This is a genomic window from Micromonospora sp. NPDC049044, assembly GCF_040649215.1.
Taxonomy (GTDB): domain Bacteria; phylum Actinomycetota; class Actinomycetes; order Mycobacteriales; family Micromonosporaceae; genus Micromonospora.
The window spans coordinates 18255-42754 of sequence record NZ_JBEZFA010000045.1 but is presented as its reverse complement, the minus strand read 5'-3'; the positions used below and the strand labels follow the sequence as shown (position 1 = coordinate 42754).

At 71.9% G+C, this 24500-nt stretch carries 25 protein-coding genes; 6 read left to right on the top strand and 19 right to left on the bottom strand.

Translation table 11 applies throughout. The features are described from left to right. Positions 1-28: 28 nt before the first annotated feature. Positions 29-247, top strand: a complete 219-nt coding sequence (locus AB0B85_RS28600) for a DUF397 domain-containing protein (RefSeq protein WP_030491749.1) — start codon at positions 29-31, stop codon at positions 245-247. Positions 248-304: 57 nt separating this feature from the next. Here AB0B85_RS28600 and AB0B85_RS28595 read toward each other — a convergent pair whose 3' ends face one another. Next, entirely contained in the window at positions 305-706 is a 402-nt protein-coding gene (locus AB0B85_RS28595) for a hypothetical protein (protein ID WP_357412066.1), read from the bottom strand. Positions 707-868: 162 nt separating this feature from the next. On the opposite strand from AB0B85_RS28595, the gene AB0B85_RS28590 reads away from it, so the two are divergent. Beyond that, positions 869-2116, top strand: coding sequence for a cytochrome P450 (locus AB0B85_RS28590; protein WP_357412065.1), 1248 nt, complete (start codon positions 869-871; stop codon positions 2114-2116). 53 nt (positions 2117-2169) lie between these two features. Here the strand turns inward: AB0B85_RS28590 and AB0B85_RS28585 are convergent, their stop codons facing one another. Together AB0B85_RS28585 and AB0B85_RS28580 are read right to left on the bottom strand one after the other, a co-directional pair. Then, positions 2170-3339: a zinc-dependent alcohol dehydrogenase gene (locus tag AB0B85_RS28585; protein WP_357412064.1), complete on the bottom strand. Its 1170-nt coding sequence runs from the start codon at positions 3337-3339 to the stop codon at positions 2170-2172. Next, positions 3336-3974, bottom strand: a complete 639-nt coding sequence (locus AB0B85_RS28580; protein WP_357412063.1) for a cyclase — start codon at positions 3972-3974, stop codon at positions 3336-3338. The genes AB0B85_RS28585 and AB0B85_RS28580 overlap by 4 nt, the downstream gene beginning before the upstream one ends. 157 nt (positions 3975-4131) lie before the next feature. Here AB0B85_RS28580 and AB0B85_RS28575 point away from each other — a divergent pair, with 157 nt between their 5' ends. Next, positions 4132-5175, top strand: coding sequence for a glycosyltransferase (locus tag AB0B85_RS28575; protein WP_357412062.1), 1044 nt, complete (start codon positions 4132-4134; stop codon positions 5173-5175). An 83-nt stretch (positions 5176-5258) separates the two neighbouring features. Here AB0B85_RS28575 and AB0B85_RS28570 read toward each other — a convergent pair whose 3' ends face one another. From AB0B85_RS28570 to AB0B85_RS28560, 3 genes are read right to left on the bottom strand one after another with little or no spacing between them, the layout of a single operon-like run. Further along, the gene (locus AB0B85_RS28570; RefSeq protein ID WP_357412061.1) at positions 5259-5909 is read right to left on the bottom strand and encodes a DUF3618 domain-containing protein; all 651 of its coding nucleotides are present in this window, start codon (positions 5907-5909) and stop codon (positions 5259-5261) included. Then, entirely contained in the window at positions 5906-6373 is a 468-nt protein-coding gene (locus tag AB0B85_RS28565) for a phage holin family protein (protein WP_357412060.1), read from the bottom strand. The genes AB0B85_RS28570 and AB0B85_RS28565 overlap by 4 nt, the downstream gene beginning before the upstream one ends. Positions 6374-6404: 31 nt before the next feature. Then, positions 6405-7226, bottom strand: coding sequence for a hypothetical protein (locus tag AB0B85_RS28560; RefSeq protein WP_357412059.1), 822 nt, complete (start codon positions 7224-7226; stop codon positions 6405-6407). 226 nt (positions 7227-7452) lie between these two features. Between AB0B85_RS28560 and AB0B85_RS28555 the strand changes: the two genes are divergently transcribed. Then, the gene (locus AB0B85_RS28555; protein ID WP_357412058.1) at positions 7453-7944 is read left to right on the top strand and encodes a DUF4383 domain-containing protein; all 492 of its coding nucleotides are present in this window, start codon (positions 7453-7455) and stop codon (positions 7942-7944) included. Between the two features lie 63 nt (positions 7945-8007). Then, on the top strand, positions 8008-8667 hold the full coding sequence (locus AB0B85_RS28550) for a DUF6766 family protein (protein ID WP_357412057.1): 660 nt from the start codon (positions 8008-8010) through the stop codon (positions 8665-8667). Between the two features lie 15 nt (positions 8668-8682). Here the strand turns inward: AB0B85_RS28550 and AB0B85_RS28545 are convergent, their stop codons facing one another. From AB0B85_RS28545 to AB0B85_RS28490, 12 genes are all read right to left on the bottom strand, one after another. Further along, positions 8683-9132: a GNAT family N-acetyltransferase gene (locus tag AB0B85_RS28545; protein WP_357412056.1), complete on the bottom strand. Its 450-nt coding sequence runs from the start codon at positions 9130-9132 to the stop codon at positions 8683-8685. A gap of 70 nt (positions 9133-9202) precedes the next feature. Next, complete coding sequence (gene obgE / locus AB0B85_RS28540) at positions 9203-10663, bottom strand: GTPase ObgE (protein WP_357412055.1); 1461 nt, start codon at positions 10661-10663, stop codon at positions 9203-9205. A 96-nt stretch (positions 10664-10759) separates the two neighbouring features. Beyond that, the gene (gene rpmA / locus AB0B85_RS28535; RefSeq protein WP_007464062.1) at positions 10760-11014 is read right to left on the bottom strand and encodes a 50S ribosomal protein L27; all 255 of its coding nucleotides are present in this window, start codon (positions 11012-11014) and stop codon (positions 10760-10762) included. 11 nt (positions 11015-11025) lie between these two features. Further along, on the bottom strand, positions 11026-11340 hold the full coding sequence (gene rplU / locus AB0B85_RS28530) for a 50S ribosomal protein L21 (RefSeq protein ID WP_007464063.1): 315 nt from the start codon (positions 11338-11340) through the stop codon (positions 11026-11028). Positions 11341-11506: 166 nt separating this feature from the next. After that, entirely contained in the window at positions 11507-11983 is a 477-nt protein-coding gene (locus AB0B85_RS28525) for a hypothetical protein (protein WP_357412054.1), read from the bottom strand. A gap of 116 nt (positions 11984-12099) precedes the next feature. Then, positions 12100-15120, bottom strand: a complete 3021-nt coding sequence (locus AB0B85_RS28520; protein WP_357412053.1) for an Rne/Rng family ribonuclease — start codon at positions 15118-15120, stop codon at positions 12100-12102. A 131-nt stretch (positions 15121-15251) separates the two neighbouring features. Next, positions 15252-16064, bottom strand: a complete 813-nt coding sequence (locus AB0B85_RS28515) for a TIGR03936 family radical SAM-associated protein (RefSeq protein ID WP_357412052.1) — start codon at positions 16062-16064, stop codon at positions 15252-15254. Between the two features lie 160 nt (positions 16065-16224). Then, on the bottom strand, positions 16225-17844 hold the full coding sequence (mycP, locus tag AB0B85_RS28510; protein ID WP_357412051.1) for a type VII secretion-associated serine protease mycosin: 1620 nt from the start codon (positions 17842-17844) through the stop codon (positions 16225-16227). Between the two features lie 10 nt (positions 17845-17854). Further along, a complete protein-coding gene (locus AB0B85_RS28505) occupies positions 17855-19333 on the bottom strand; it encodes a hypothetical protein (protein WP_357412050.1) in 1479 nt (492 codons plus the stop codon). A 10-nt stretch (positions 19334-19343) separates the two neighbouring features. After that, on the bottom strand, positions 19344-19784 hold the full coding sequence (locus tag AB0B85_RS28500) for a hypothetical protein (RefSeq protein WP_357412049.1): 441 nt from the start codon (positions 19782-19784) through the stop codon (positions 19344-19346). Positions 19785-19896: 112 nt separating this feature from the next. Then, on the bottom strand, positions 19897-20091 hold the full coding sequence (locus AB0B85_RS28495) for a hypothetical protein (protein WP_357412048.1): 195 nt from the start codon (positions 20089-20091) through the stop codon (positions 19897-19899). 162 nt (positions 20092-20253) lie between these two features. Further along, on the bottom strand, positions 20254-22299 hold the full coding sequence (locus tag AB0B85_RS28490) for a TIGR03960 family B12-binding radical SAM protein (RefSeq protein ID WP_357412047.1): 2046 nt from the start codon (positions 22297-22299) through the stop codon (positions 20254-20256). Between the two features lie 432 nt (positions 22300-22731). Here AB0B85_RS28490 and AB0B85_RS28485 point away from each other — a divergent pair, with 432 nt between their 5' ends. Beyond that, entirely contained in the window at positions 22732-23730 is a 999-nt protein-coding gene (locus AB0B85_RS28485) for a hypothetical protein (protein WP_357412046.1), read from the top strand. 78 nt (positions 23731-23808) lie between these two features. On the opposite strand, the gene AB0B85_RS28480 is transcribed toward AB0B85_RS28485, so the two are convergent. Next, entirely contained in the window at positions 23809-24498 is a 690-nt protein-coding gene (locus AB0B85_RS28480; RefSeq protein ID WP_357412045.1) for a lysophospholipid acyltransferase family protein, read from the bottom strand. Positions 24499-24500: the final 2 nt, after the last annotated feature.

The window sequence follows — 24500 nt, the reverse complement described above, 5'->3', positions numbered from 1 at the left end:
CACGACCTCGGCACTGGAGGAAAGAACAATGGCGCAGCACCCCAAGGGCGACTTCGACCTCTCTCGGGCGGTCTGGCAGCGGGCCGAAGGGGACACCTCCGACAGCGCCGTCGAGGTCGCCTTCGTCGACGACCTGATCGGGATGCGCAACTCGGCCGAGCCCGAGGGGCCGGTGCTGGTCTTCACGCAGGCCGAGTGGGACGCGTTCGTGGCTGGCGCACAGGACGGTGAGTTCGACCTGGACTGATCGCGCCGACCGGGGTGCGGTGGCCGCCAACCCGGGACCAGCGACCCGGGTTGGGGGTCAGCCACCGGCGGGGCCGTCGCCGTCGCCCCAACCGAGACCACCGGGCCCCGGGGCATGGTGGAAGCCCGGATGATCGGCCACGTCGACGCAGCGTTCGCCGTCCGGGCCGAGCGCACCGCAGAACAGCCGCTCGGCCCGCTGCCAGGCGTCGGCCGGCGACAACGCCGCCGCGCCGAGCGCCACCTCCGGGCGGAGCAGGCTCAACGCCTCCGCGTACGCCACTGCCAACTCGCGGGCCTCGACCACGGTGGGCGCGGTGAAGCCCAGGTGCACTGTGAAGAACCGGTGCGGCCGGACGGGCCGTCCCGGCGGCCCGATCAGTGATCGACCGGCGCGGTCCGCGCCCAGCGCCCCGCCCGTCCGCCGCTGCCGCCAGTGCGGCGATGTGTTGTCGCGCATCCGCCCTCCCCGTGGTTGCCCCACCAGCAGCAAACCAGGTTCCGCCGCTCCTGGGAGGGGCCAGCCGGCGTGCCGTCGGCGCGGGGGATTCAGCGACGGCGACGGGGGTAACCGCTACCGGCCCCGGCGGTGACCGGCCGCACCCGCGCGTGAGGAGATCTGATGACGACCATGCCGGTCGACAGCAGTCCGGACAGCACCCTCGCCCTGCTCCGCGCCGGCTACCGGTTCATCGGCGAACGCTGCGAGCGGTACGGCAGCGACGTCTTCCAGACCCGGATCCTGCTCGCCCCGACCATCTGCCTGCGCGGGCGGCCGGCGGCGATGGTGTTCTACGACAACGAACGCTTCCAACGCGCGACGGCCATGCCACTGCGGGTGCAGCGGACCCTCACCGGTCGACGGGGCGTACAGGGGCTGGACGGGCCGGAGCACGCCGACCGCAAGGCCATGTTCATGTCGATCATGACACCGACCGCGATCCGGCACCTCGGCCAACTCTTCGACGACGAGTGGCGGGCCCGGATCCCCGCCTGGGCGGCCGGCGGGCCGTTGTCGCTCTACGACGAACTGGGCCGCCTGCTGACCACTGTGGTCTGCGCCTGGGCCGGGGTGCCGCTGCCCACGTCGCAGGTCGAGCGACGCGCCGTCGAACTGCACGCGATGATCGAGGGGCCGGCGGTGGTCGGGCCCCGGCACTGGCGGGGACGGCTGGCCCGGCACCGCGCCGAACGCTGGCTCGGCGACCTGATCGAACGGACCCGGATCGGTCGCGTCCCGGCGCCGTCCGGGAGCGCCCTGGCCGTGATCGCCGAGCACCGGGACCGGCGGGGCCGACTCCTCCCCCGGCGGGTCGCGGCGGTGGAGCTACTCAACGTGCTGCGGCCGGTGGTCGCCGTGGACCAGTACATCGCGTTCGCCGCACTCGCCCTGCACGACCATCCGGGCTGGCGGGAACGGGTCCGCGACGACGACGAGGCCACCGAGAACTTCGTCCAGGAGGTACGCCGCTACTACCCGTTCTTCCCGATCGCCGCGGCCCGGGTCCGGCACTCCTTCGACTGGCAGGGCCACCACTTTCCCCGGGGCCGACGGGTGCTGCTCGACCTGTACGGCACCAACCACCACCCGGCTCTCTGGCCGGAACCGGAGCTGTTCCGCCCCGAACGGTTCGCCGGACGGCGGGTGGACCCGTTCGAGCTGATCCCGCAGGGCGGCGGTGACCACTGGGCCGGGCACCGGTGCGCGGGCGAGTGGCTCACCATCGACCTGATGAAACGGGCGGTCGGCAACCTGACCAGCAGCATGCGCTACGACGTGCCCGTCCAGGATCTGGCCCTGGACCTGCACCGGATGCCGGCGCTGCCGCCCCTCGGTCTGACCCTCAGCAACATCCGCCGTACCGGCTGACCGCCGCCTCGCCGGCCGTTCGGGACGACCGGCGAGGCGGCGCGCTCAGCGGATCAGGGGTGCAGCACGCTGCGGAGGCAGCCGTCCTGCTTCTTCTCGAACAACTCGTAGCCGTGTGCCCCCTCGTCCAGGGAGATCGGGTGGGTGGCCAGATAGCCGGGGTCGATCTCGCCGGCGGCGAGCCGGTCGAGCAGCATCGGGATGTAGCGCTGCGCGTGCATCTGCCCCATCCGCAACACCAGTGCCTTGTTCATTGCCGCGCCGAGCGGAAACTTGTCGACCAGACCGGCGTACACGCCGACGATGCTCACCGTGCCACCCTTGCGGCAGGCCATGATCGCCTGGCGTACGGAGGTCGGCCGGTCGGTCTGCAACCGCGCCGCCTGCTTCGCCCGGTCGTACGCGTAGGTCGGGCCGACGTCGTGCGACTCCATGCCGACGGCCTCGATGCAGGCGTCCGGCCCGCGGCCGGCGGTCAGCTCCCGCAGCGCCTCCAACACGTCCGTCTCGGCGTAGTTGATCGTCTCGACGCCGATCCGCTCGGTCGCGGTGGCGAGCCGGTCCGGGAACCGGTCGATCATGATGACCCGCTCGGCGCCGAGGAGTTGCGCCGACCGGGCCGCCATCTGACCGACACCGCCGGCACCCCAGACGGCGACCACCTCGCCACCGGTGAGCCCGCAGAAGTCCGCCGCCATCCACCCGGTGGGCATCGCGTCGGAGGCGAACACCACCGAGTCGTCGGGCACCCCGTCGGGCACCCCGAACGCTCCCACGTCACCGAACGGTACCCGGATGTACTCGGCGTGCGACCCGGAGTAGCCGCCGGCGGCGTGCGAGTAGCCCAGGATGCCGGCCGGTGAGTGCCCCCACAGCTTCTCGGTGAACACCGGCTGGGGGTTGGAGTTGTCGCAGAGCGAGTACTGCTCGGTGCGGCAGTACCAGCAGCCACCGCAGGCGACCACCGACCCGACCACCACGCGGTCACCGACCTTGTGCTGTCGTACGCCGGGCCCGGTCTCCACCACCTCGCCCATGAACTCGTGGCCGAGGATGTCACCCTCCCGCATCGCCGGCAGGTACCCGTTGATCAGGTGCAGGTCCGAGCCACAGACACTGCTGGCCCGGACCCGGACGATGATGTCCCCCTCGGCGCGGATCCGGGGCTCCGGCACGTCCCGCACCGCCAGCTTGCCGACGCCTTCCCAACACAGTGCCCTCACGCCCGGCCTCCCGTCATCAGCTTCTCCCGGACCTTGTCGGTCGCCTTCTCCTGCCTCGGGCTGCGGCCGGACGGGTCGTCGCGGGTGTCCAGCACCTGGCCACACTCGATGAGCGACTTCACCCGCCGCAGGGTGTCGCGCAGCGCCAGATCGGGGTCGTCCCCACCGACCAGGCCGAGCACCCGGCGCACCGGGCCCGAGCGGTACCGCAGCTCGGCCCGGATCTCGGTGCCCCGGCCCTGGGGGGCGTCGGCCAGCTCGATCCGCCCCTCCTGCGGCGCCGACCCGTCCTCGACCCGCCACCGCAGCGTGCCGGGCCCGTCGACGGTGATCTCGGCCCGCCACTCGGTGGCGCCACCGGCCCGGTCGCGCGCCACGCACCGCCAGCGCCGGTCGTCGAGCTGCTCCAGGGTGGCCCACCCGGCCAGCGCGCGGTCCAACCGTTCCCGGTCGGTCCAGAAGTCGATCACCCCGTCCCGGGACCGATCCACAGTCACCCCGCGGCGGACCACGTACCAGCCGTCCTGCCGATCCGGCTGATGCCGGTGCCGACGGCGGGCCACCGCCCGCCCCACACCGACCGCCGTGACGGCGGTGACGCCGAGCACTGCCCATCTCGTTCCGTTGTTCGTCATCTCGTCTCCTCCACCCGGACGCCCGGGCACGGACAGCTCTTTCCGGCAGCGCTACCCGGCGTCGGGCGGTCGAAACAACACCTCCGTTTGATCAGCGGGAATGCGGGCACGTGCTGCTCAGCCACGGCGCACGTGGCCCGGCCGAGGAGGAACGCCGATGTCCCTGTGCAGCCCACCCGGTGACGCCCGGCGCGCGGCACGCCGGGAGGTCGTCGACCCCGGCCGCGCCAGCCCGCCGCCGGTCCGACTGCCGATGACGTACGTGCTGCCGCTGCGCTGGCACGCCGACGGCGGCCTGGCCGAGCTGACCGCGTACCTGCGGTGGCTGGCCGAGCGGGTCGACGTGATCGTGGTCGACGGTTCGGCACCGGCGGTGTTCGCGCGGCACGCCGACGCCTGGCGGGGGCTGGTCCGGCACCTCCCGCCCGACGCCACCACGCGCGGGCTCAACGGCAAGGTGATCGGCGTACACACAGGTGTGCGCGCGGCAGGGCACGAGCACGTGGTGATCGCCGACGACGACGTCCGGTACGACGAGGCCGGGCTGACCGCCGTACACCGGTTACTGGACCGGGTCGATCTGGTGCGACCGCAGAACTACTTCGACCCGCTGCCCTGGCACGCCTGGTGGGACACCGGGCGGACGCTGCTCAACCGGGCGCTCGGCGCGGACTACCCGGGCACCCTCGCGGTGCGTCGGAGCACCTTCCTCGCCATGGGCGGGTACGACCCGGACGTACTCTTCGAGAACCTGGAGCTGATCCGCACCCTGCGCGCCAACGACGGCACCGAGGCGGCTCCGGCCTGGCTCTTCGTACGCCGGCTGCCTCCCGACGCCGCGCACTTCCGTGGCCAACGGGTCCGGCAGGCGTACGACGATCTGGCCCAGCCGGCCCGCCTGCTGACCGCGCTCGCGGTCCTGCCGGCAGTGGCGGCGGCGGTCGCGGCTCGGCGGCCCGCCCTGGTGCTCGCCGCGACGACAGGCGTCGTGGCCCTCGCCGAGATGGGTCGCCGGCGCGCCGGCGGCACCGCGGTCTTTCCGGCCGCGACGGCGCTGGCGGCTCCGTTCTGGCTGGTGGAGCGCGGTGTGTGTGGCTGGATCGCGGTCGCCGAGCGGTTCCTGCTCGGCGGTGTTCGCTACGGCGACACCCGGATCCGCAGGGCGGCCCACCCGACCCGGGCCCTGCGCCGCCGCCACTGACCGCGTCCCGAGCCGCGGCAGGGCGGAGAACGCGACAGCTCGCGGTCACCGAAATGGCCGCGAGCTGTCGGGATCGGGGTGGTTCAGGGGCTGACCTGGTGCCGGGCCTGCTGGGCCTGACCCTTGACGTCGTGCGCGGCCGACCTGCCGTCCTCCTTGACCGCGTGCACGGCGTCCTGGGCGGTGGACCGCACCGACTCGGCGGCCTGCTGGGCGGGCTCGCGCAGCTCTTCCTTGAGCTCGCTGGCCACCTCCCCCAGCTTCTCCTTCACCGCACCGCTGTGCTCGCCGACCCGCTCCTTGAGCTGGGCCGCGGCCTGCTGCTCGCGGTGGGAGGCCGGGATCAGCGACGAGGCCAGCCAGCCGACCCCGAACGCGATCAGACCGGCGGCGAGCGGGTTGCCCTGGGACTTCTGCCGGATCACCCGCGGCGCGCTGTGCGCGGCGTCGCTGACGCTGGTCGCCGCCGAGTGCGCGGCGTCGCTGACACTTGAGGCCGCCGACGAGGCGCGGTCACCCACCGAGTGGGCCGCCTGGCCGGTGCCGTGGCCGAGGTCAGACGCGGTTCCCATGACCTTGTCCCTCACATTCTGCAGAGCGGAGCGGGCCCGCTGCTTGCGGTCGTCGACGATGCGGCTGGGGCTTACCTTGTACGCCAGCGCGTCCACATCGGAGCTGAGGCTGTTACGGGTGGCTTCGATCTCCCGGCGGATCTGATCGGGATCGGTGCTCATCGGGTGACTCCCTCCGGGTGCGGCTTGAGCGCGTCGGGGATCCGCTGCACGCTGTCGTTCGTCTGCTTGAGCCCACGTACGTGCTGGGCGTTCTTCTTGGCCTTGGAGTAGAGGACGGCGGCGACCGCGGCCCAGATGACGGCCACGATCAGTGCGGCCAGCCCGGAGTCCATGACGTTGTCCAGGAACTGCCAGATGGCGATGGACACGAAGAGCGCCACCATGTAGCCGCCGAAGCCGGCCCCGCCGAAGAGCCCCGCGGCCTTGCCGGCCTTCTTGCCCTCCTGGCGAATCTCCGCCTTGGCCAGCTCGACCTCCTGACGCATCAGCGTCGACAGGTCGGTGGTGACCTGACGCATCAGGTCACCCAACGAACTGCTCTTCACCTCGTCGGCGGAGTGCGGGGCACCCGCGTCGGGGTAGTAGCCGGAGCCCAGGCCGGGCCCCTGCGTCGGCATGGTCATGCCGTCGCCTCCCTTCGGATGACTCGACGGCTCACGGGCGGGGGGTGCCGCTGGACGGAACGCCCGGCAGCGGGTCGGTCTGCTGTACCGGCGGCAGCGGCTGCCCGGTACCGGTCGGCTCGCGGTATCCACCCGGGGTCGGGTCGGTGTAACCGCCCGGGGTCGGGTCGGTGTAGCCACCTGGGGTCGGCTCGGTGTACGTGCCGGGGGTCGGGTCGAGGTAGCCGCCCGACGGGACGCCGTCCGGCACCGCGCGGGGTGCCGGTGCCGGCGTCGGGATGACGGCGGTCCGCTCCGGGTCGTACGCCCCGGCGCCCCGGTAGGCCGCGGATCCGTTGCCGGAGTCGTCACCGGCGGCGGAGATGCCACGGGTCAGCCGGCCGGCCAGCACACCGAGAACCGCCGCGCCGACCAGGAAGGTGCCCGGGTTGCGTCGGGCGTAGTCACGGACCTCGGTGATCAGGTCGCCGGGCTCGCGCTGCTCCAGCCAGCCGGCCACCCCGTGCACCCGGTCGGCGGCCTGCCGGGCCAACTCGGTCACCGGGCCGGCCTGGCCACCCTGCTCGGCCATCGAACGCATCTCGTCGGCAAGCGAACGCAATCCACCGGCGGCCTTGCGCTGCTGCTCACCGGTCTGGCTGGCGAGCTGGGTGCGGGCCTCGCCGTACAGGTTGCGGGCCTGCCGGGCCGCCTCGCGGCCGACCTCGGTGCCCTGCTCCTTGGCCGTCTGGGCGACCGCACCGCCAGCCTGCGCGGCCTCGGAGCCGACCTGACGCGCCTGGTCGCGGACACCGCCACCGTTCGTCGACTCCTGCCCGTACGTGGAAGACGTAGATGAAAGATCGTAAGACATGATTTCCCTTCCGCTCAGAAAGTCGTCGCGGTTGTGCTTGGGGGATGCGTTGCCGCAGCCGCTGACCATTCACCTACCCTCGGTTTTGGCTTCCATACCTCTTCGTGCATTTCTCTGCGCGGCCGGCCCGATCGACTTCAAAATGGAGGATCGTCGGGCTGCGTCACGACGCCGCTGCGGACAGTGAGGTTCGCGAGGGGCTGGCAGAGCCACGGAGGGGGCAGCGATGGCACGGGACGTACGAGGTGGCCGACGGGCGGGCCCTCGCCGCCGCGTCCAGGTGGCCGCGCTGGTCGTGGCCGGGGTCTTCCTACTGATCGGCGTTCTCGGCTTCGTGCCCGGCGTCACCAGCGACTACGGCGACCTGAGATTCGGCGGACACCACTCGGACGCGAAACTGCTCGGCCTGTTCCAGGTGTCGATCCTGCACAACGCCCTGCACCTGCTCTTCGGGCTGGTGGGTCTGGTGCTGGCCCGCAGCGTCGCCGGCGCGCGCGTGTTCCTGGCCGTCGGCGGGGCGACCTATCTCGCGCTCTGGCTGTACGGGCTGGTCATCGAGTCCGTCGACCCCGAGAGCGGGGCGAACATCCTGCCGGTGAACGACGCCGACAACTGGCTGCACCTCGCGCTCGGCTTCGGGATGCTCGCCCTCGGGCTGCTGCTGTCGAACCAGGCCGGCACCGGCGGGCGGCTGGACAATCCGGCCGAACGGCGTTGAGCTGGAAATTCGGGGTTTTCCGGCAGGGCCGGCCGGGGTAACCGATCGGCGAAGGAGGTCGACATGCCTCGTTGGCTCCGCGACAACGCCCTGGCCGTCGCCATGCTCGGTGCCTTTCTGGTCTTCCTGGTGCTGCAGAGCGTTTTCGGCTGGCAGACCCACAACGAGGAGCTGACCCAGTTCGGGGCCGCACCGCTGAGTTGGCCGGCCTACCTGACCAGTGGTCACTTCGCCGAAGCCGTCTTCGAGAACTGGGAGTCGGAGTTCCTCCAGATGGGCGGGTACGTGCTGCTCACCGCGTACCTGGTGCAGCGGGGCTCGGCCGAGTCGAAGCCGGTGGACCAGACCGACCGACCGGAGGACGACGAGCGTCGGGCGACCCCGCAGTCACCCTGGCCGGTGCGCGTCGGCGGCCTGCCCCTGGTGGTCTACCGCAACAGCCTCTCCCTCGCCCTGCTGCTGATCTTCGCCGGTTCGTTCGTCGGCCATCTGTTGGGTGGCACCGCCGCATACAACCAGGAACAGGCGCTACAGAGCGGCGCACCACCGATCGGCGTGTGGGAGTTCCTCGGCACCAGCGACTTCTGGTTCCAGTCCATGCAGAACTGGCAGAGCGAATTCCTCGCCGTCGGGGCGCTGATCCTGCTGAGCATCGTCCTGCGCCAGCACGCCTCACCCGAGTCGAAGCCGGTGACCGTCGCGCACGCCAGCACCGGCGCCTGAGCGGGGGCACGGCCGTCAGGCCGCGACCGGCAGTCGCTTGGCGAAACAGACGCTGTACGGGTTGCCCACGTACTCGCCGTAGACCGGAATCTGGTCGTAGCCGGACGAGGTGTACAGCGCGATCGCGGCCGGCAGGTAGGTGCCGGTCTCCAGGCAGACCACCGACTGCCCCTGCCGGAACGCACACTCCTCGAGGGCGGCCAGCAGTTGCCGGGCGATGCCCCGCCCCCGGTAGGCGGGCCGGACGTACATCCGCTTGATCTCGCCGGTCTCGGCGTCGAGCGACTGGAGCCCGCCGCAGGCCACCGCCCGACCCTGCACCACCGCCGCCAGGTAACGGACGTCGTCGTGTGGGACGAAGACCTGCCCATCCAGCCCGCCGTCAGCCGCACGCAGCTCACGCTGCTGCGCGATGACCAGGGCGGCGATCTCTGGATCGATGACAGGCCGAGACTCGATCAGCATCACCCCACGCTAGAACTGGTGGATTTCGCGAAGGTTTCCGGAAATCAACCCGATCACAGAGCGCAACGGGCTACTCGGCGTCGTCCTCGTCGATGTCGTCGGACGCGTCCGCGCCCACCTCGTCGCCCGACCGCACCCGGCGGGCCTTGCGGGCCGCGAGCCGGTCCGCCGCGGAGAGCCGGTTCGACTTCTCCTCCAGGCGCACGTCGGTGCCCCGGTTGCCGGGTACGAAGTCCACGCCGGCGTAGAGCGTCGGTCGCCAGTCGAACTCACGCTCGCCGATCCGGACCAGGTCACCGGGCTCCGCCCCGGCCTTGGCCAGCTTGTCCTCCACCCCGAGTCGGGCCAGCCGGTCAGCGAGGTAGCCGACCGCCTCGTCGTTGTCGAAGTTCGTCTGCTTGACCCAGCGCTCCGGTCGGACACCGCGAACGGTGAACGAGCCGTCCACCTCGGCGGTGATGGTGAAGCCGTCGTCGTCCACAGCGATCGGACGGATCACGATCCGGGTCGGCTCGGCGGGCGGGGCGGCCTTGCGCTCCGCCTCGACCAGCTCGGCCATCGCGTAGGTGAGCTCCTTGAGCCCCTCCCGGGTGGCCGCGGAGACCTCGAACACCCGGTAGCCGCGCTCCTCCAGGTCGGGGCGGACGATCTCGGCGAGGTCCCGGCCGTCCGGCACGTCGACCTTGTTCACGGCGACCAGCCGGGGGCGGTCGGTCAGCCCGCCGTACTGGCTCAGCTCGGCCTCGATGGCGTCGATGTCGGCGACCGGGTCACGGCCGGGCTCCAGGGTCGCCGAGTCGATGACGTGCACAAGCACCGCGCAGCGCTCGATGTGCCGCAGGAACTCCAGACCCAGCCCCTTGCCGTTGGCCGCGCCGGGGATCAGGCCCGGCACGTCGGCGACGGTGAAGGTGTGGTTGTCCAGCCGGACCACGCCGAGGTTGGGCACGAGGGTGGTGAACGGGTAGTCGGCGATCTTCGGCTTCGCGGCGGAGATCACCGAGATCAGCGACGACTTGCCGGCCGACGGGAAGCCCACCAGGCCGACGTCGGCGACACTCTTCAGCTCCAGCACGATGTCCAGCTGGTCACCGGGCTCGCCCAACTCGGCGAAGCCCGGCGCCTTGCGCTTGGCGTTGGCGAGCGACGCGTTGCCCCGCCCGCCGCGGCCACCCCGAGCCACCTCGAAGGTGGTGCCCGCGCCGACCATGTCGGCAAGCACCGTGCCGTCGGTGGTCTGCACCACTGTGCCGTTGGGCACCTTCAGCATCAGGGTGCGGCCGTTGGCCCCGTCCCGGTTCGACCCGGCGCCGCCCTTGCCGTTGTCGGCCTTGACGTGCGGGTGGAAGTGGAAGTCGAGCAGGGTGGTGACCTGCGGGTCGACGACCAGGGACACGCTGCCGCCGTGCCCGCCGTTACCGCCGTCCGGCCCACCGAAGGGCTTGAACTTCTCGCGGTGGATCGAGACACAGCCGTGCCCGCCATCGCCGGCCTGCAGATGCAGAACGACCCGGTCAACGAACGTCGCCACGGCGTCAATCCTTCCAGCGAGGTCGACCTCGCACTGCGCGAAAAAGGCTAAGCGGGCCGGGACCCGGAGGTCCGCGGCCCGCTTGAGCGAAGAGAACTACTGCTGCGGAACGATGCTGACGGTCTTGCGACCGCGCTTGGTGCCGAACAGGACCGCACCGGCGGACAGCGCGAACAGCGTGTCGTCGCCACCACGGCCGACCAGGTCACCGGGGTGGAACTTGGTGCCACGCTGCCGGATGATGATCTCACCGGCGCTGACGACCTGACCACCGAAGCGCTTCACGCCAAGTCGCTGGGCCGCGGAGTCACGACCGTTACGCGAGCTGGACGCACCCTTTTTGTGAGCCATTGGAGGACGACCTACTTCCCGCTGGAGATGCCGGTCACCTTGACCTGGGTCAACGGCTGGCGGTGACCCTGGCGCTTGTGGTAGCCGGTCTTGTTCTTGAACTTGTGGATCCGGATCTTCGGGCCCTTGGTGTGCGCGGCGATTTCGCCGGACACCGCGACCTCGGCAAGCTTCGCCGCGTCGGTCACCAGGTCGTCACCGTCGACGAGGAGCACCGCGGTGAGCTTCACCGCGTCACCGGGAGCACCGGTGAGCTTCTCGACCTCGATCACGTCGCCTTCGGCGACCTTGTACTGCTTGCCGCCGGTCTTGACGATCGCGTACATCGGAGGCGGACTCCCTGTCGTTGAGGCTGCTGGCGGTCGTCCCCGCAGCGGCTCGCCGGGTAGCAGTGCACGGCGGCGCGGGCACACGGGAACTCGGCACACCAAAGGTGGGCCGCAGGCAAGAGTACGCCATCGCCGGCCCGGACCCCAAACCGGCCCGCCCTGGTCAGCGCGCGCAGAGCTGATCGAGGCGCTGCTGGAGCCTGTCGAGTTCGGTCTCGTCGATGGACTCGACGTCAGCGCCGAGCGCGGCAACCTCGGTGCCGAGGTCGGTGAGCAGTGTCTTGAGCTGCGGATCGGTGGTCTGCTCCGACTGCTTCCGCAGCTCGCTCCGCCAGCCGGCCAACGCCGCCTCGGCCCGCACCCGCGCCGCCACGGCGGTGCTGCTGTCCCCGGCCCCCACCGCCGCGACGAGCCGGCCCAGCTCCGCCACGTACGTCCGGACGGCTGTGGTGCTGGCCTGCTGGGCGGCGACGCAGACCGGGGTGACGCCGCCCGCGGCGGCACCACCTGCCGGCACCCCGGCCGTGGCACCGGTGGTCACGTCGACCGGGCCGGACCCGCCGCCGGGCCGGTCGGCGGAGCAACCAGCCACGTCGAGGAGCACTGTGACAAGCGCGGTGGCGGCGAGCAGACGACGCATCTTCTTCTCCTGACCAGGGACGGCCGGTCCGGGCCGGAGTGGCCACAACGACGAGGTCCCTCCCCCGTCACTTTGCCGGGGAAGGGACCTCGCCAAACACGTGGCCGGTCAGGCGGTCAGGGGCGCGTCCGCCGGCGGGCGCCGCCCCGGCGTGACCGGCGGCGGCCGGAGCCACCCTCGGCGCCCTCCTCGTCGCCCTCACCGTCGGCGAGCGCGTCCGGGTCGTCCGCCGCGGCCAACCGGGCCGACTCCCCCCGCTGACTGTCGGAGATCGCCGGCGCGGCGGCGGTGTCCGACTCGTAGCGGGACAGGTCGTAGCCCATGGTGTCCTGGTAGTCGGCGTCCGGTTCGGCGCTGGTGTCGGTGTCGACGACCTCCACCACTGCCCGTTCGGCCGGGGCGTTCTTGCGCGCCCGGCGACGGGACGACGCGGTGCCCTGCTCGGCGGCCGGAGCGGCAGCCACCGACGAGGCGACCGCCTTGACCTTCTCCCCGGCGCCCGCAGCACGCGGCTTCTCCGGCACCGGCTCGGTGTGCATGATGACGCCCCGACCCTTGCAGCACTCGCAGGTCTCGCTGAACGCCTCAAGCAGGCCCGCGCCGATCCGCTTCCTGGTCATCTGCACCAGGCCGAGCGAGGTGATCTCGGTGACCTGGTGCTTGGTGCGGTCCCGGCCCAGGCACTCGGTGAGGCGGCGCAGCACCAGCTCCCGGTTCGACTCCAGCACCATGTCGATGAAGTCGATCACCACGATGCCACCGATGTCGCGCAGCCGGAGCTGGCGGACGATCTCCTCCGCCGCCTCCAGGTTGTTACGGGTGACGGTCTCCTCCAGGTTGCCCCCGGAGCCGGTGTACTTGCCGGTGTTGACGTCCACCACAGTCATCGCCTCGGTGCGGTCGATCACCAGCGAGCCACCGGAGGGCAGGAAGACCTTGCGGTCCAGGCCCTTGATGATCTGCTCGTCGATCCGGTACTCGGCGAAGACGTCGCTCGTGCCGACGTGCCGACGCACCCGGTCCACCAGGTCCGGGGAGACGTGCGACAGGTACGACTCGACCATCTCGTACGACTGCTCGCCCTCGATCACCAGCTCGCGGAAGTCCTCGTTGAACAGGTCCCGGACCACCCGGATGACCAGGTCGGGCTCCCCGTAGAGCAGCACCGGGGCACCACCCTCGGCGGCCTTGGCCTGGATGTCCTCCCACTGCGCCTGCAGCCGCTTGACGTCGCGGGCCAGCTCGTCCTCACTGGCGCCCTCGGCGGCAGTCCGGACGATCACGCCCGCGCCGTCCGGGACGAGCTTCTTGAGCACGTCCCGCAACCGCTTGCGCTCGTTGTCCGGCAGCTTCCGGCTGATCCCGGAGGCGTTGCCGTTCGGCACGTAGACCAGGTGCCGGCCGGAGAGCGCGATGTGGCTCGTCAACCGGGCGCCCTTGTGCCCGATCGGGTCCTTGGTGACCTGGACGAGCACCGAGTCGCCGGAGCGCAGCGCCTGCTCGATCGAGCGGGCCCGCCCCTCCAACCCGGAGTTGTCCCAGTTGACCTCGCCGGCGTACAGCACCGCGTTGCGGCCCCGCCCGACGTCGACGAACGCCGCCTCCATGCTGGGCAGCACGTTCTGCACCTTGCCCAGGTACACGTTGCCGGCCATGGTGCCGGAGGAGTTGCGGGTGACGTAGTGCTCGACGAGCACCCCGTCCTCCAGCACGGCGATCTGGGTACGGTCACCGCGCTGGCGGACCGCCATCACCCGGTCGACCGCCTCCCGGCGGGCCAGGAACTCCGACTCGCTGAGGATCGGCGGTCGCGTCCGCCGCTGCTCCCGGCCGTCCCGGCGGCGCTGGCGCTTGGCCTCCAGCCGGGTGGAACCGGACACACCCTGCACCTCGTCGACGGTCCGACGCGGCTCACGGATCTTGACCACGGTCGGTACACCGTCGTCGGCGGCACCCTCCGTGTCGCCCGCGCCCCGACGACGACGACGCCGGCGGCGACGGGTCAAGCCGTCCCCGCCCTCGGTCTCCTCGTCCTCGTCCCCCTCGGCCTCGGCCTCGGCGGTCTCTTCCTCGTCGGCCTGCGCCGTCTCCTCGGACTCCTCGTCCTCGGCGTCGTCGGCCCCACCCTTACCCCGGCCCCGGCCTCGGCGACCACGCCGGCGGCGGCGGCGCGCGGCAGCGCTGTCCTCGTCGTCCTCATCCGCCTCGGTGACCTCGTCGGCCTCCTCGGTCGGCTCCTCCTCGGCCTCGATCGCCTCGATCGGCTCCACCGGCTCGACCTCGCGGCGACCACGCCGACGGCGGCGGGACGGCTCCGCGGCCTCCTCCACCGCTGGCTCCTCGGCGACGGGAGCGGGCTCGACCGGCCGGGTCACCGGCACGGCGTCCGGCTGGGGAGCCATGAACAGCACAGTGGGCGCGGAGAGGGCAGCCCGCCGACGACGGGTGCGCGGCTGCTCCGGCTCGACCTCGGCCGGCTCGATCGGCTCAGCTGTCACACCGGCAACGGCGGCACCTGGTGACACCTCGCCGGCGCTGGCCCAGGGCGATTCGGCGGCTGTCGCGCTCGACGCGTCGTTCAGCTCGGCCTCGGCCTCGCGCAGGTCGGAGGCCGCCGGTTCCTCGGCGACGACCGGCTGCTCAGCGGGTGGCTCCTCGGCGACCGGCTCCTCGACCGCCGCCGGGGTGGCCTTCTTGCGCCGGGTCCGGGTCACCTTGACCGGCGGAACCACGTCGGCCGGGGCCACCTCCGCGGCGGACGCGACGAGCGGCTCCTCGGCGGTCGTCTCGACGGGGGCGGCCTTGCGACGGCGCCGGGGGGTCTTGGGCGCGACGTCCTGGTCACCGGAGATCGGCGCGAACACCTCCGCCTGCGGCGACTCGGCACTGGCGGTCTCGCTGGTGGACGCCTCGGCCGGCGCGTCGGTCTGCTCCGGCTGGCTGAGCGGGGCAGCGCGCCGCCGGGTCGCCCGGGCACGCCGCACCGGCGCGGTGGGCTCGGCGCTCTGCGCACCGTCCGGCTCCAGTGAAGCCGAACCGGCGACAGTGGCGCCGTCGGCCGTGGTGCTCTGGTCGGCGGTCTCCCCGGCCGGCTGTGAACCGGTCCGTTCGCCGCCCTCGGGCTCGTTCTCGAGCATGGACGTTCTCCAGTTCTGGCTACCCCGGGCGCGGGTGAGCGCTGCCACGCAGGGTCGCCGCAAAAGTGTTTCCGCCGGGCACGCGTGGTGCGTGACCGCCGAAGTCTGCCTGCCAGAGCACGGACCGTCGGTCAGTGCTCAACGATGGTTGCCCCGTCGCGGTCCGCATCCAACGGATCCACGATCGCACCCTGCGCGGTCAACGTGCCCTGAGCCAGCCGGGTCACCCTCGGCGAAACCGGCGGCTCCAGGTCGGCCACCACGCGGAGGCCGGAAAGGACGTCATCGGGCCGTACGGACGGAGTGACCTGCCGCACGACCAGTTCGAGTATCGCACACGGTACGGCCGGCGCCCCGGAAGGCGTCGGCGTTGACCCGAGGACATCGATCGATATCACCGCCGCGCGGGCGTCGAAGGTGCGTCGACCCTGCTTGGTCATCCGCTCCACGAGCACCTCGTCCGCGGCGAGGAAGGCGTCCACCGCGGCGCGGAGCACCTCGGTCTCGACCTCGGGCAACTCGATGTGCCAGTGCGACGCCTCGATCCGGTCCGGGAGGTTGCCGCCCTCGGCGACGACGGCATCCAGGACGTCCAACCCCGGCGAGAGCGCGGCGTCCAACGCGGCCCGCAACTGCTCCGGATCGACCGCCGCCTGGAGAGCGATCTCCAGGTACTCGGCCTCGCTCGCCACCCCGGTGGGCGCGGCGCTGGCGTAGGAGATCTTCGGGTGCGGGTGGAAACCCTGGGAAAAGGCGACCGGCACGGCGGCCCGGCGCAGCGCGCGCTCGAACGCCCGGGCGAAGTCCCGGTGCGAGGTGAACCGCAGCGGTCCGCGCTTGGCGTACCTGATGCGGACGCGCTGGACGACCGGTGCCTGGCCGCCCTCGGGTTGAGGCTTCTTGGCGATCGTGGGCTCCTCGGGTGTACCTGCGTGTCCGACCATCCTGGCTCAGCGCCCACGACGGTACGCAGCCGGGGCGGCCGATCGCCCGGACAGACGGGTGCGAACCCACCGGGTGGGTCGTGACCACCCGCCCGCGCAAGCGCGCTGGCCGGCTGGTGACCCGGGAAGGTCACCAGCCGGCCACCACGATCAGGACCGGCTACCGCTCCTGCGGCGGGACGGGCGGCGCCCCGCCCGGCTGGCCGTAACCAGGAGGCGGAGCCTGACCGGGAGCCGGGGCGTACCCGGGAGGCGGGCCGTACCCGGACGGCGGAGCCTGACCGGGAGCCGGGGCATACCCGGGAGGCGGGCCGTACCCAGGAGGCGGAGCCTGACCAGGAGCCGGGGCATACCCAGGAGGCGGGGCGTAACCGGACGGCGGAGCCTGACCGGGAGCCGGCGCGTACCCGGGAGGCGGGCCGTACCCAGGAGGCGGAGCCTGACCGGGAGCCGGCGCGTACCCGGGAGGCGGGCCGTACCCAGGAGGCGGAGCCTGACCGGGAGCCGGGGCATACCCAGGAGGCGGGCCGTAACCCGCGCCCGGTGCCGGGTAGGCGCTGGACATCACCTGATCCAGCGCCTCGTCCGGGATGTCGGCCGCCCGCGCCGCCTCCCGCCGGTACCGCCGACGGTTCCAGATGAGGAACGCCACAAGCGCCAGCAGCAGCGCCAGCACCACGGCGATACCGATGACCACGACCATGACCTGCTGGTCGGTGGGGCCACCGCGATCGCCGTGCTGGGTGACGTCGAACTCCTCCTCCGCGGCCTCGGTGCGGACCGGGGCGGGGTCGGTTGCCGTCGCCGGGTCGAGCAGGGGGTTGGCGTTGACCGGTGGGACGTCCGCGGTCAGTGCCCTCATCGGGTCGATCACTCCGAAGCCGTACTGCGGATCGCGGCCGGACGGGCCGGCATCCCGTGCGGTCCGGATGATCCGGTTGATCACGTTCGGACCATTGAGATTCGGGTATTTCTCCAAGATCAACGCGGCCAGCGCGGAGACGATCGCAGTGGAGTCGGAGGTCCCGTCGCCCCAGCCGTAGCCCCCCTCGTTGGCGACGTTGTAGATGCCGTCGCCGGGGGCGGCGACCACCGCCTCCGGCCCCTGGACCGAGCCGGACCAGAACGAGCCACCCTTTGTCGTCCCGGTCACCGCGATCACCCCAGGGGTGTTGGCCGGGTTCACGACGCCAACATCACCCTTGGCGGTGTTGCCGGCGGCGGCAACCACGACGACGCCGTGGCCCAACGCGTACGTGATCGCGCTCTGCTCCTCCGAGCTGGCGGCGCCCATCCCACCGACGGACAAGTTGATCACCTTGGCACCACCGTCGACGGCCATCCGGATGCCGAGGGCGATCGCCCCATCGTCGTAGGTCCCGCTGCCCTTGCGCATTTTGATCGGCAGGATCTTCGCGCCGGGGGCGATGCCGTCGACCCCGTCGCGACCACCGCTCTTGGCCGCGATGATGCCGGCCATGTGCGTGCCGTGGCCGTTCTCGTCGGCCCGACCGTCTCCGGAGGCTCCGTAGCTGCGACCACCGGGCAGCACCTGACCGCGCAGGTCCGGGTGGCTGGCCTCGACACCGCTGTCGAGCACGGCCACCACCACGCCCCGGCCAGTCGAGATCTTGTGCACCTGGTCGATCCGGAGTTCGTCCAGATACCACTGCTCGGCCCGCCGAGGCGCGGCGGCCGCCGGCTGGGCGGCCCCCACCACCAGCAGCCCCGTCAGCAGACAGGCGATCACCGACCGGAGACCCCCGACATTCACGTTCATTTGTCCATCCTCACCGCAGGACGCCCGGCATCGCTCCGTCACCAGGGCCCCACGGATCGTCATCCTCAGTCAACCACGACGAATGCTCGGAGCCGGTGCCGCCGGCACCGTGCCCGGCGCCGCCCGCACCGCCCATCATGCCGCCCGCCATCCCGGCGCCGCCCATACCCGCGCCACCACGCGCGCCACCCGGCATCCCCGCGCCGCCCGCGCCAGCACCCGCGGCGGTCCGCAGCGCGTTGGCCGCGCTCGTCATCGGCGGCACCTTGCCGTTGCCGCCGCCCACCATGCCGGGGAGTCCGCCCACGCCGATGCCGCCGCCCGCCCCCAGGCCACCGCCGGAGCCGATCCCGCCGGCCGAGCCGACGCCCGGCCCACCCCCGAAACCACCGCCGGCACCGCCGAGACCGGCGCTGCCGACTCCGCCACCGCCGAGGCCGCTGACGGTGCTCGGGCTGGCACCGGCCAGACCACTGCTGTAGCTGTCGTCGCCCTCCGGGTAGCCCGGATAACCGGACCCGGTTGGTGGTGGCGTGAACCCGCCGGTGCTGCCGGAGGACGGGCCACCGCCGATCCCGCCGGAACCGGTCGGGGAGAACGGGTCGATAGTGGACGTGGGGCCGCCTCCGCCGCCGATACCTGGTGGCCTGCTGCCGATCGAGGGGCCGCCACCACCAGTGCCGGAGCCCCCGCCGAACTCGCCACCCCCGATGTCGGGCCGCCCGGTCGGCGGCACCCGGGTGTCGCGACGAACGTCGTCCCGACCCTCCCGCGGATCCGGCCCGGCGACGGTGAGCTTGGGACGCTCGGTGTAGACCGCCTGGGGCAGCGGGGACATCGCCGTGTTCGCCACCTGCTGGTTGTCCCGGTACCAGTTGTCGAGATGGGACTTGGTGTCCCACCACCCGCCCCGCTTCTGGTCACCCGCCTGGCCGTCGACCTTCATGGTCGCCTCCAGGTCGTCGGCCTTGTCGCGGAACGCGCCGTCGGCGTACGACCCGGGGTTGCTCTGGTAGTCCTTGCGCAGCGCGGCGAGGAAACCCGACGCGCTCTCGCCGTCGCGGGCGTCGTCGAGCTCGGTGCCGTTGGGCAGGCTCCACTCGTTGATGCCGAAGTCGTCCCCGAGTGGGACCGGGATCGAGGCGACCGCCCTGCGGATGTCCGTCTCGATCCGCCCCAACGCGCCGCTGACGTTTGTCGCATCGGTGACCAGATCCTCGATCTGCTTACCGATCTCACCCAGATGCTCGCGGTACGCGTCACCGCCGCTGCCCTTCCAACCGGCGAGCAGGCCGGGCAGGCCACCGACGTGGGGGCGCTCCTGACCCGTGGCGATCGGGCCGACGAACGACCTGCCGACGAGCGCGTCGCGCAGCTGCGTCAGGCCGGAGGAGAGGTTTCCCCACCCCTGCCCGACCGATCCGACAGTCTCCGGGTCCGCGGAGAGCGTCACCTCGCGGACGCACCGCTCCCAGGTTCCTCCAGCCATGCCGTCCCCCTCAGGCCGTGTACGGGTAGGTGGGCGCGCCGCCGGCAGTGGGCGGCGGAGCCGCCGATTCGAGCAGCCGCTCGATCTCCTTGCCGTTGGCGGCGTTGCGTGCCTCGGTGTCCCGGAACGCCTTGGCGATCTCCTCGGTGCCCTGCTTCAGCGCGGCGAGTTTCTGCGAGAGCGACGTGAGGTGCGCTTCCATGTTCGCCGTGGAGGTCTCCAGGGCCCGCCACTGCATGCGGGCGTCCTCGTAGGCGCCGAAGGGAGTGCCGTTCGGGACGGTCTGGGCGTTGTTGCTGTCGCCCTTCATCCGCTCCTTGATGCGTTCCATCTCATAGCTGATGGTGTCGTCGACGTACTGCTTCAGTCGATCGACGTACGCCGCCGCGGCGTCCAGGTCCTCGACGCTGACGTGTAGATCGCCGGTGTTCGGCGGCGGAATGGTCCCCATGCGCTTCCTCCCCCGTTGCCGACCCGCCGGGTCGGTCCATGTCAGACGCAGCGTATCGACTGCGGCCACGTCGAGGCAGCCCCAGTCGGCGCTGTCGGCACCGATATCGGTGTCAACGACGCAGTTGCGGCACCAGCAGGCCGATGCCGAGCCCCACCAGGGCCAGGGGTGCGAGCAGGACGGCCACGCCACTCCAGGCCGCCTCGTCCTGCGCCGCCTGGACGGCCATCAGCACCACAAGCCCCACCAGGAGCAGGGCGACCACCGAGAGCATCGCCACCAGCACACGGGCCTTGTCCGGGCTCATCGTCCGTCCTCTCCTCGATCCGAGATCGGGATCGGTGCGGGAGGTGTCACCGTCGCGCCTCCCCACCGACGCCGGTCACCCGCCGGGCGTGAGCCCGACGGGTGACGTGTCGATTATGGACGCTAGCGGTGCGGCACCGTCGGCGCTGCCCGGCGGCAGCGGTCAGGCGGGGTTGCCGGCCGTCGGGAGTTTCATCCCGTTGCCGCCCAGCGGGGTGAGTGGCAGCAACTTCTTGCCGGTCGGGCCGATCTGGATCTCGGTGTCCATCGATGGGCACACGCCGCAGTCGAAGCAGGGCGTCCACCGGCAGTCGTCCTGCTCGAACTCGCTCACCGAGTCCTGCCAGTCCTGCCAGAGCCAGTCCTTGTCCAGGCCGGAGTCGAGGTGGTCCCAGGGCAGGACCTCAAGCTCCTCGCGCTGCCGGGTGGTGTACCAGTCGAGGTCCACCCCGAACGCGGGCAGCGTCTCGGCCGCCGCGTCCACCCAGCGCTGGTAGGAGAAGTGCTCGCTCCACCCGTCGAACCGGCCGCCGTTCTCCCAGACCTTGCGGATCACCGAGCCGACCCGGCGGTCACCCCGGGAGAGCAGGCCCTCGATCAGCGACGGCTCCCCGTCGTGGTAGCGGTAGCCGATGGCCCGACCCAGGGAGCGGTCGGAGTTGATGGCCTGCTTGAGGATCTTGAGGCGGTGGTCGATGACCTCCGGACGCTCCATCGAGGCCCACTGGAACGGGGTGTGCGGCTTCGGCACGAACCCGCCGATGGAGACCGTGCAGCGGATGTCCTTGGAGCCGGTGGCGGCCCGACCGGCCCGGATCACCTCGTGCGCCATCTCGGCGATCTCGAGGACGTCCTCGTCGGTCTCGGTGGGCAGGCCGCACATGAAGTAGAGCTTCACCTGCCGCCAGCCGTTGGTGTACGCGGTGACGACGGTGCGGATCAGGTCTTCCTTCGTCACCATCTTGTTGATGACCTTGCGGATCCGCTCCGACCCGCCCTCCGGGGCGAAGGTCAGGCCGGTGCGCCGCCCGTTGCGGGACAGCTCCTGCGCGAGGTCGATGTTGAAGGCGTCCACCCGGGTCGACGGCAGCGACAGCGAGACGTTCGTGCCCTCGTACTGCTGGGCGAGGCCCGAGCACATGTCGCCGATCTCGGAGTGGTCGGCCGAGGAGAGCGACAGCAGGCCCACCTCGTTGAAGCCGGAGAACTCCAACCCGTCGCGGACCATCTGCCCGACAGTGGTGATCGACCGCTCCCGGACCGGACGGGTGATCATGCCTGCCTGGCAGAACCGGCAGCCCCGGGTGCAGCCCCGGAAGATCTCCACCGCGTACCGCTCGTGCACCGTCTCGGCCAGCGGGACGAGGGGCTTCTTCGGGTACGGCCAGGCGTCCAGGTCCATCGTCGTGCGCTTGTGCACCCGGAACGGCACGTCCGCCCGGTTCGGCACGACCCGCTGGATCCGCCCGTCCGGGAGGTAGTCGACGTCGTAGAAGCGCGGCACGTAGACGCTCTCGGTGCGCGCCAGCCGCAGCAGCAGCTCGTCGCGGCCCCCCGGGGAGCCCTCGGCCTTCCACTCCCGGACGATCGCGGTGATCTCCAGGACCGCTTCCTCGCCGTCGCCGAGCACCGCGGCGTCGATGAAGTCGGCGATCGGCTCCGGGTTGAACGCGGCGTGCCCGCCGGCCACGATCACCGGGTCGGCGTCGGTGCGGTCGACGGCCAGCATCGGAATGCCGGCCAGGTCGATAGCGGTGAGCATGTTCGTGTAGCCCAGCTCGGTGGAGAAGGAGAGGCCGAACACGTCGAACTCGCGTACCGACCGGTGCGCGTCGACGGTGAACTGCGGCACGCCGTGCGTGCGCATCAGGTTCTCCAGGTCGGGCCAGACCGCGTACGTCCGCTCGGCGAGGGTGTCGGGCAGCTCGTTGAGCACCTCGTAGAGGATCTGCACGCCCTGGTTGGGCAGGCCCACCTCGTACGCGTCGGGGTACATCAGCGCCCAACGCACTGTCGCGGCAGCCCAGTCCTTGGACACCGCACCCAGCTCGCCCCCGACGTACTGGATGGGCTTGGACACCTGGGGCAGCAGCGGCTCGAGCTGGGACCAGACGGACGGGTCCAGGTCACGGCTCGGCGTCAGCGGCGCCGAGCCGGAGTCGTCGCGAGAGTTGGTCGCGGCACGCGGCGTCGTGGACGGGGCACTCATGACGCCCAAGGGTACGCGCCCGCCCGGCGGTGGCGACGCGGTACTAACCTCGGACCGGCGCGAGAGGAGATTGCCGCGATGCCCGAGCCCCAGCCGGGAGCACGGCCGGCCGACGGGAGCACCCCGGGCGCGGAGCCGGACCGGGATCCGGCGACCGCCGATCAGCCGGCCTCCCCACCCGTACCGTCGGACCAGCCGGAACCGTCAGACCAGCCCGCACCGTCGGACCAGCCGGAACCGTCAGACCAGCCCGCACCGGCCGACCAGCCCGCACCTGCGGACCAGCCGGAACGGGCGGACCAGCCCGCGCCCGCGGATCGACAGGAACCGCCGACGCGGCCCGAGACTCCGGATCGGTCGGCACCCGCGGATCGGCCCGGTCCGGCCACCACCGCGGAGGCGCCCGCGCCCAGGTGGAGCGGCTCCGCGCCGGTGCCACCCCCGCTGCCGCGCCGACAGGTCTGGGGTGAGTCGGCCGAGCCGACACCACCGCCACCCCTGCCCGTGGGGCCACCGGAGCATCAGACGCCGGTAGACCCGTGGGCCGGCGTGGACACCGGCGGCTGGGACCTGCCCTCCGCCGAGCTTCCGCCGCTGCCCCCGATGCCCCCGACGCTGCCGCACCCGACGCCGCCGGCGACCCGCCAGTGGTCCGGCCCGCCCGCGCCCCCGGTCGGGTCGCACCCGGTGTCTCCAGCGGCTGCGCCGAGACCACCGCAGGCCACCGGGCCCAGGATGCCGGCCCGGCCGACGTCGCCGCCCGCGCCGCCGCTGCCGCCGCCCACGGTGCCGAAGCAGCGCCGGGGCCGGCGATCCGCCCCGCCACCCGCGGCACCACCGGGCTGGCAGGCCCCCAAGGGGTACGTGCCGGTGCCGGTCCGCCGTCGTCGCCGCTGGCCCTGGCTGCTGCTGCTCACCCTGGCCTGCTGCTGCGGCTGCCCCGCCTACTACGGCTTCCCGATCTCCACCCAGTACCCGGTGCAGGCCGCGCTCCCCGCCCAGGTGGACGATCTGAAGCTGCGTCAGGACAGCCGCAGCACGGAGACCGCCCGGCAGTTGGAGAACGAGGTACGCACCGAGCACTGGCTGGCCGAGGGCACCTTCGCCGGTGTCTACTCCACCTCGGGCGGCAAGCAGGTGACGGTCTTCGGCGGCACGGGTTTTCGGTTGAGCCCGGAGTCGGACGCCGAGGCCGAGATCACCCGACTCACCGAGCGGTACGGGCTGGACGCCGCCGAGAACGTGGACACCGGGGTGCGGGGCCGGCACGAGCGATGCGCGGTCGGCCGGTCCGATGGCGGCGACGTGGTGGTCTGCACCTCTGTCGACTACGGCAGCATCGCCACCGGGGTGTTCACCCGGCTGTCCGTCGCGGACAGCGCCACCCTGTTGAACACCCTGCGGGCCCAGATCATCCGACCCAAGTCCTGAACCCCCACCCCGCCACCGTTGGTCGAGAGATCTTCCGCCCCACCTGGGCGGTGGATCTCTCGACCAACCGGGTGGGGCTCAGGCCTCGCGGATCGGGTCCGGGTGGGCGCGCGGCGGGGCGTAGCGGGGGACGTACTCCTGGCCGGTGAGCTTCTGGATCTCGCTCATCATCTCGTCGGTCATCTGTCGCAACGAGGTGCGGTCGGTCGGCCGGCCGGACAGGTCCATCGGCTTGCCGAACCGAATGGTGATGTCGGCAGCGCCGGGCCGGGGAAACCGGGCGCCGATCGGCTGCGCCTTGTCCGTGCCGATCATGCCGACCGGGATGACCGGGACGCCGGTCGAGGTCGCCAGGCGCACCGTGCCGGTCCGCCCGCGGTAGAGCCGACCGTCCGGCGAGCGGGTGCCCTCCGGGTAGACCACCACCAGGTCACCGTTCTTCAGCACCGGGATCGCCGCGTCGAACGCGGACAGCGCGGCCCGACCGCCACCGCGCTCCACCGGGATGGCGCCCAGGCCGGTGAGCACGAACTTGGAGAGCGCACCCTTCACACCGCTACCCTTGAAATACTCCGATTTCGCCCAGAACGCCAGGTGTCGGGGCACTACCGTGCCGAGGAACAGTTCGTCGGCCACCGACAGATGATTACCGGCGAAGATCGCCCCGCCGCTCTTCGGGATGTTTTCCAGCCCTTCGACGGTCGGGCGGAACGCCAACCGCAGCGTGGGCCCCACGGCGAGCTTGCCGATGGTGTAGAGCAGGGGCACTG

Bases quoted from the DNA above. Each gene is read 5' to 3' on its own strand.
- AB0B85_RS28600 (WP_030491749.1), top strand. From the start codon at position 29: ATGGCGCAGCACCCCAAGGGCGACTTCGACCTCTCTCGGGCGGTCTGG.
- AB0B85_RS28595 (WP_357412066.1), bottom strand. From the start codon at position 706: ATGCGCGACAACACATCGCCGCACTGGCGGCAGCGGCGGACGGGCGGG.
- AB0B85_RS28590 (WP_357412065.1), top strand. From the start codon at position 869: ATGACGACCATGCCGGTCGACAGCAGTCCGGACAGCACCCTCGCCCTG.
- AB0B85_RS28580 (WP_357412063.1), bottom strand. From the start codon at position 3,974: ATGACGAACAACGGAACGAGATGGGCAGTGCTCGGCGTCACCGCCGTC.
- AB0B85_RS28575 (WP_357412062.1), top strand. From the start codon at position 4,132: ATGTCCCTGTGCAGCCCACCCGGTGACGCCCGGCGCGCGGCACGCCGG.
- AB0B85_RS28570 (WP_357412061.1), bottom strand. From the start codon at position 5,909: ATGAGCACCGATCCCGATCAGATCCGCCGGGAGATCGAAGCCACCCGT.
- AB0B85_RS28565 (WP_357412060.1), bottom strand. From the start codon at position 6,373: ATGACCATGCCGACGCAGGGGCCCGGCCTGGGCTCCGGCTACTACCCC.
- AB0B85_RS28560 (WP_357412059.1), bottom strand. From the start codon at position 7,226: ATGTCTTACGATCTTTCATCTACGTCTTCCACGTACGGGCAGGAGTCG.
- AB0B85_RS28555 (WP_357412058.1), top strand. From the start codon at position 7,453: ATGGCACGGGACGTACGAGGTGGCCGACGGGCGGGCCCTCGCCGCCGC.
- AB0B85_RS28550 (WP_357412057.1), top strand. From the start codon at position 8,008: ATGCCTCGTTGGCTCCGCGACAACGCCCTGGCCGTCGCCATGCTCGGT.
- AB0B85_RS28545 (WP_357412056.1), bottom strand. From the start codon at position 9,132: ATGCTGATCGAGTCTCGGCCTGTCATCGATCCAGAGATCGCCGCCCTG.
- rpmA (WP_007464062.1), bottom strand. From the start codon at position 11,014: ATGGCTCACAAAAAGGGTGCGTCCAGCTCGCGTAACGGTCGTGACTCC.
- rplU (WP_007464063.1), bottom strand. From the start codon at position 11,340: ATGTACGCGATCGTCAAGACCGGCGGCAAGCAGTACAAGGTCGCCGAA.
- AB0B85_RS28525 (WP_357412054.1), bottom strand. From the start codon at position 11,983: ATGCGTCGTCTGCTCGCCGCCACCGCGCTTGTCACAGTGCTCCTCGAC.
- AB0B85_RS28520 (WP_357412053.1), bottom strand. From the start codon at position 15,120: ATGCTCGAGAACGAGCCCGAGGGCGGCGAACGGACCGGTTCACAGCCG.
- AB0B85_RS28515 (WP_357412052.1), bottom strand. From the start codon at position 16,064: ATGGTCGGACACGCAGGTACACCCGAGGAGCCCACGATCGCCAAGAAG.
- mycP (WP_357412051.1), bottom strand. From the start codon at position 17,844: ATGAACGTGAATGTCGGGGGTCTCCGGTCGGTGATCGCCTGTCTGCTG.
- AB0B85_RS28505 (WP_357412050.1), bottom strand. From the start codon at position 19,333: ATGGCTGGAGGAACCTGGGAGCGGTGCGTCCGCGAGGTGACGCTCTCC.
- AB0B85_RS28500 (WP_357412049.1), bottom strand. From the start codon at position 19,784: ATGGGGACCATTCCGCCGCCGAACACCGGCGATCTACACGTCAGCGTC.
- AB0B85_RS28495 (WP_357412048.1), bottom strand. From the start codon at position 20,091: ATGAGCCCGGACAAGGCCCGTGTGCTGGTGGCGATGCTCTCGGTGGTC.
- AB0B85_RS28490 (WP_357412047.1), bottom strand. From the start codon at position 22,299: ATGAGTGCCCCGTCCACGACGCCGCGTGCCGCGACCAACTCTCGCGAC.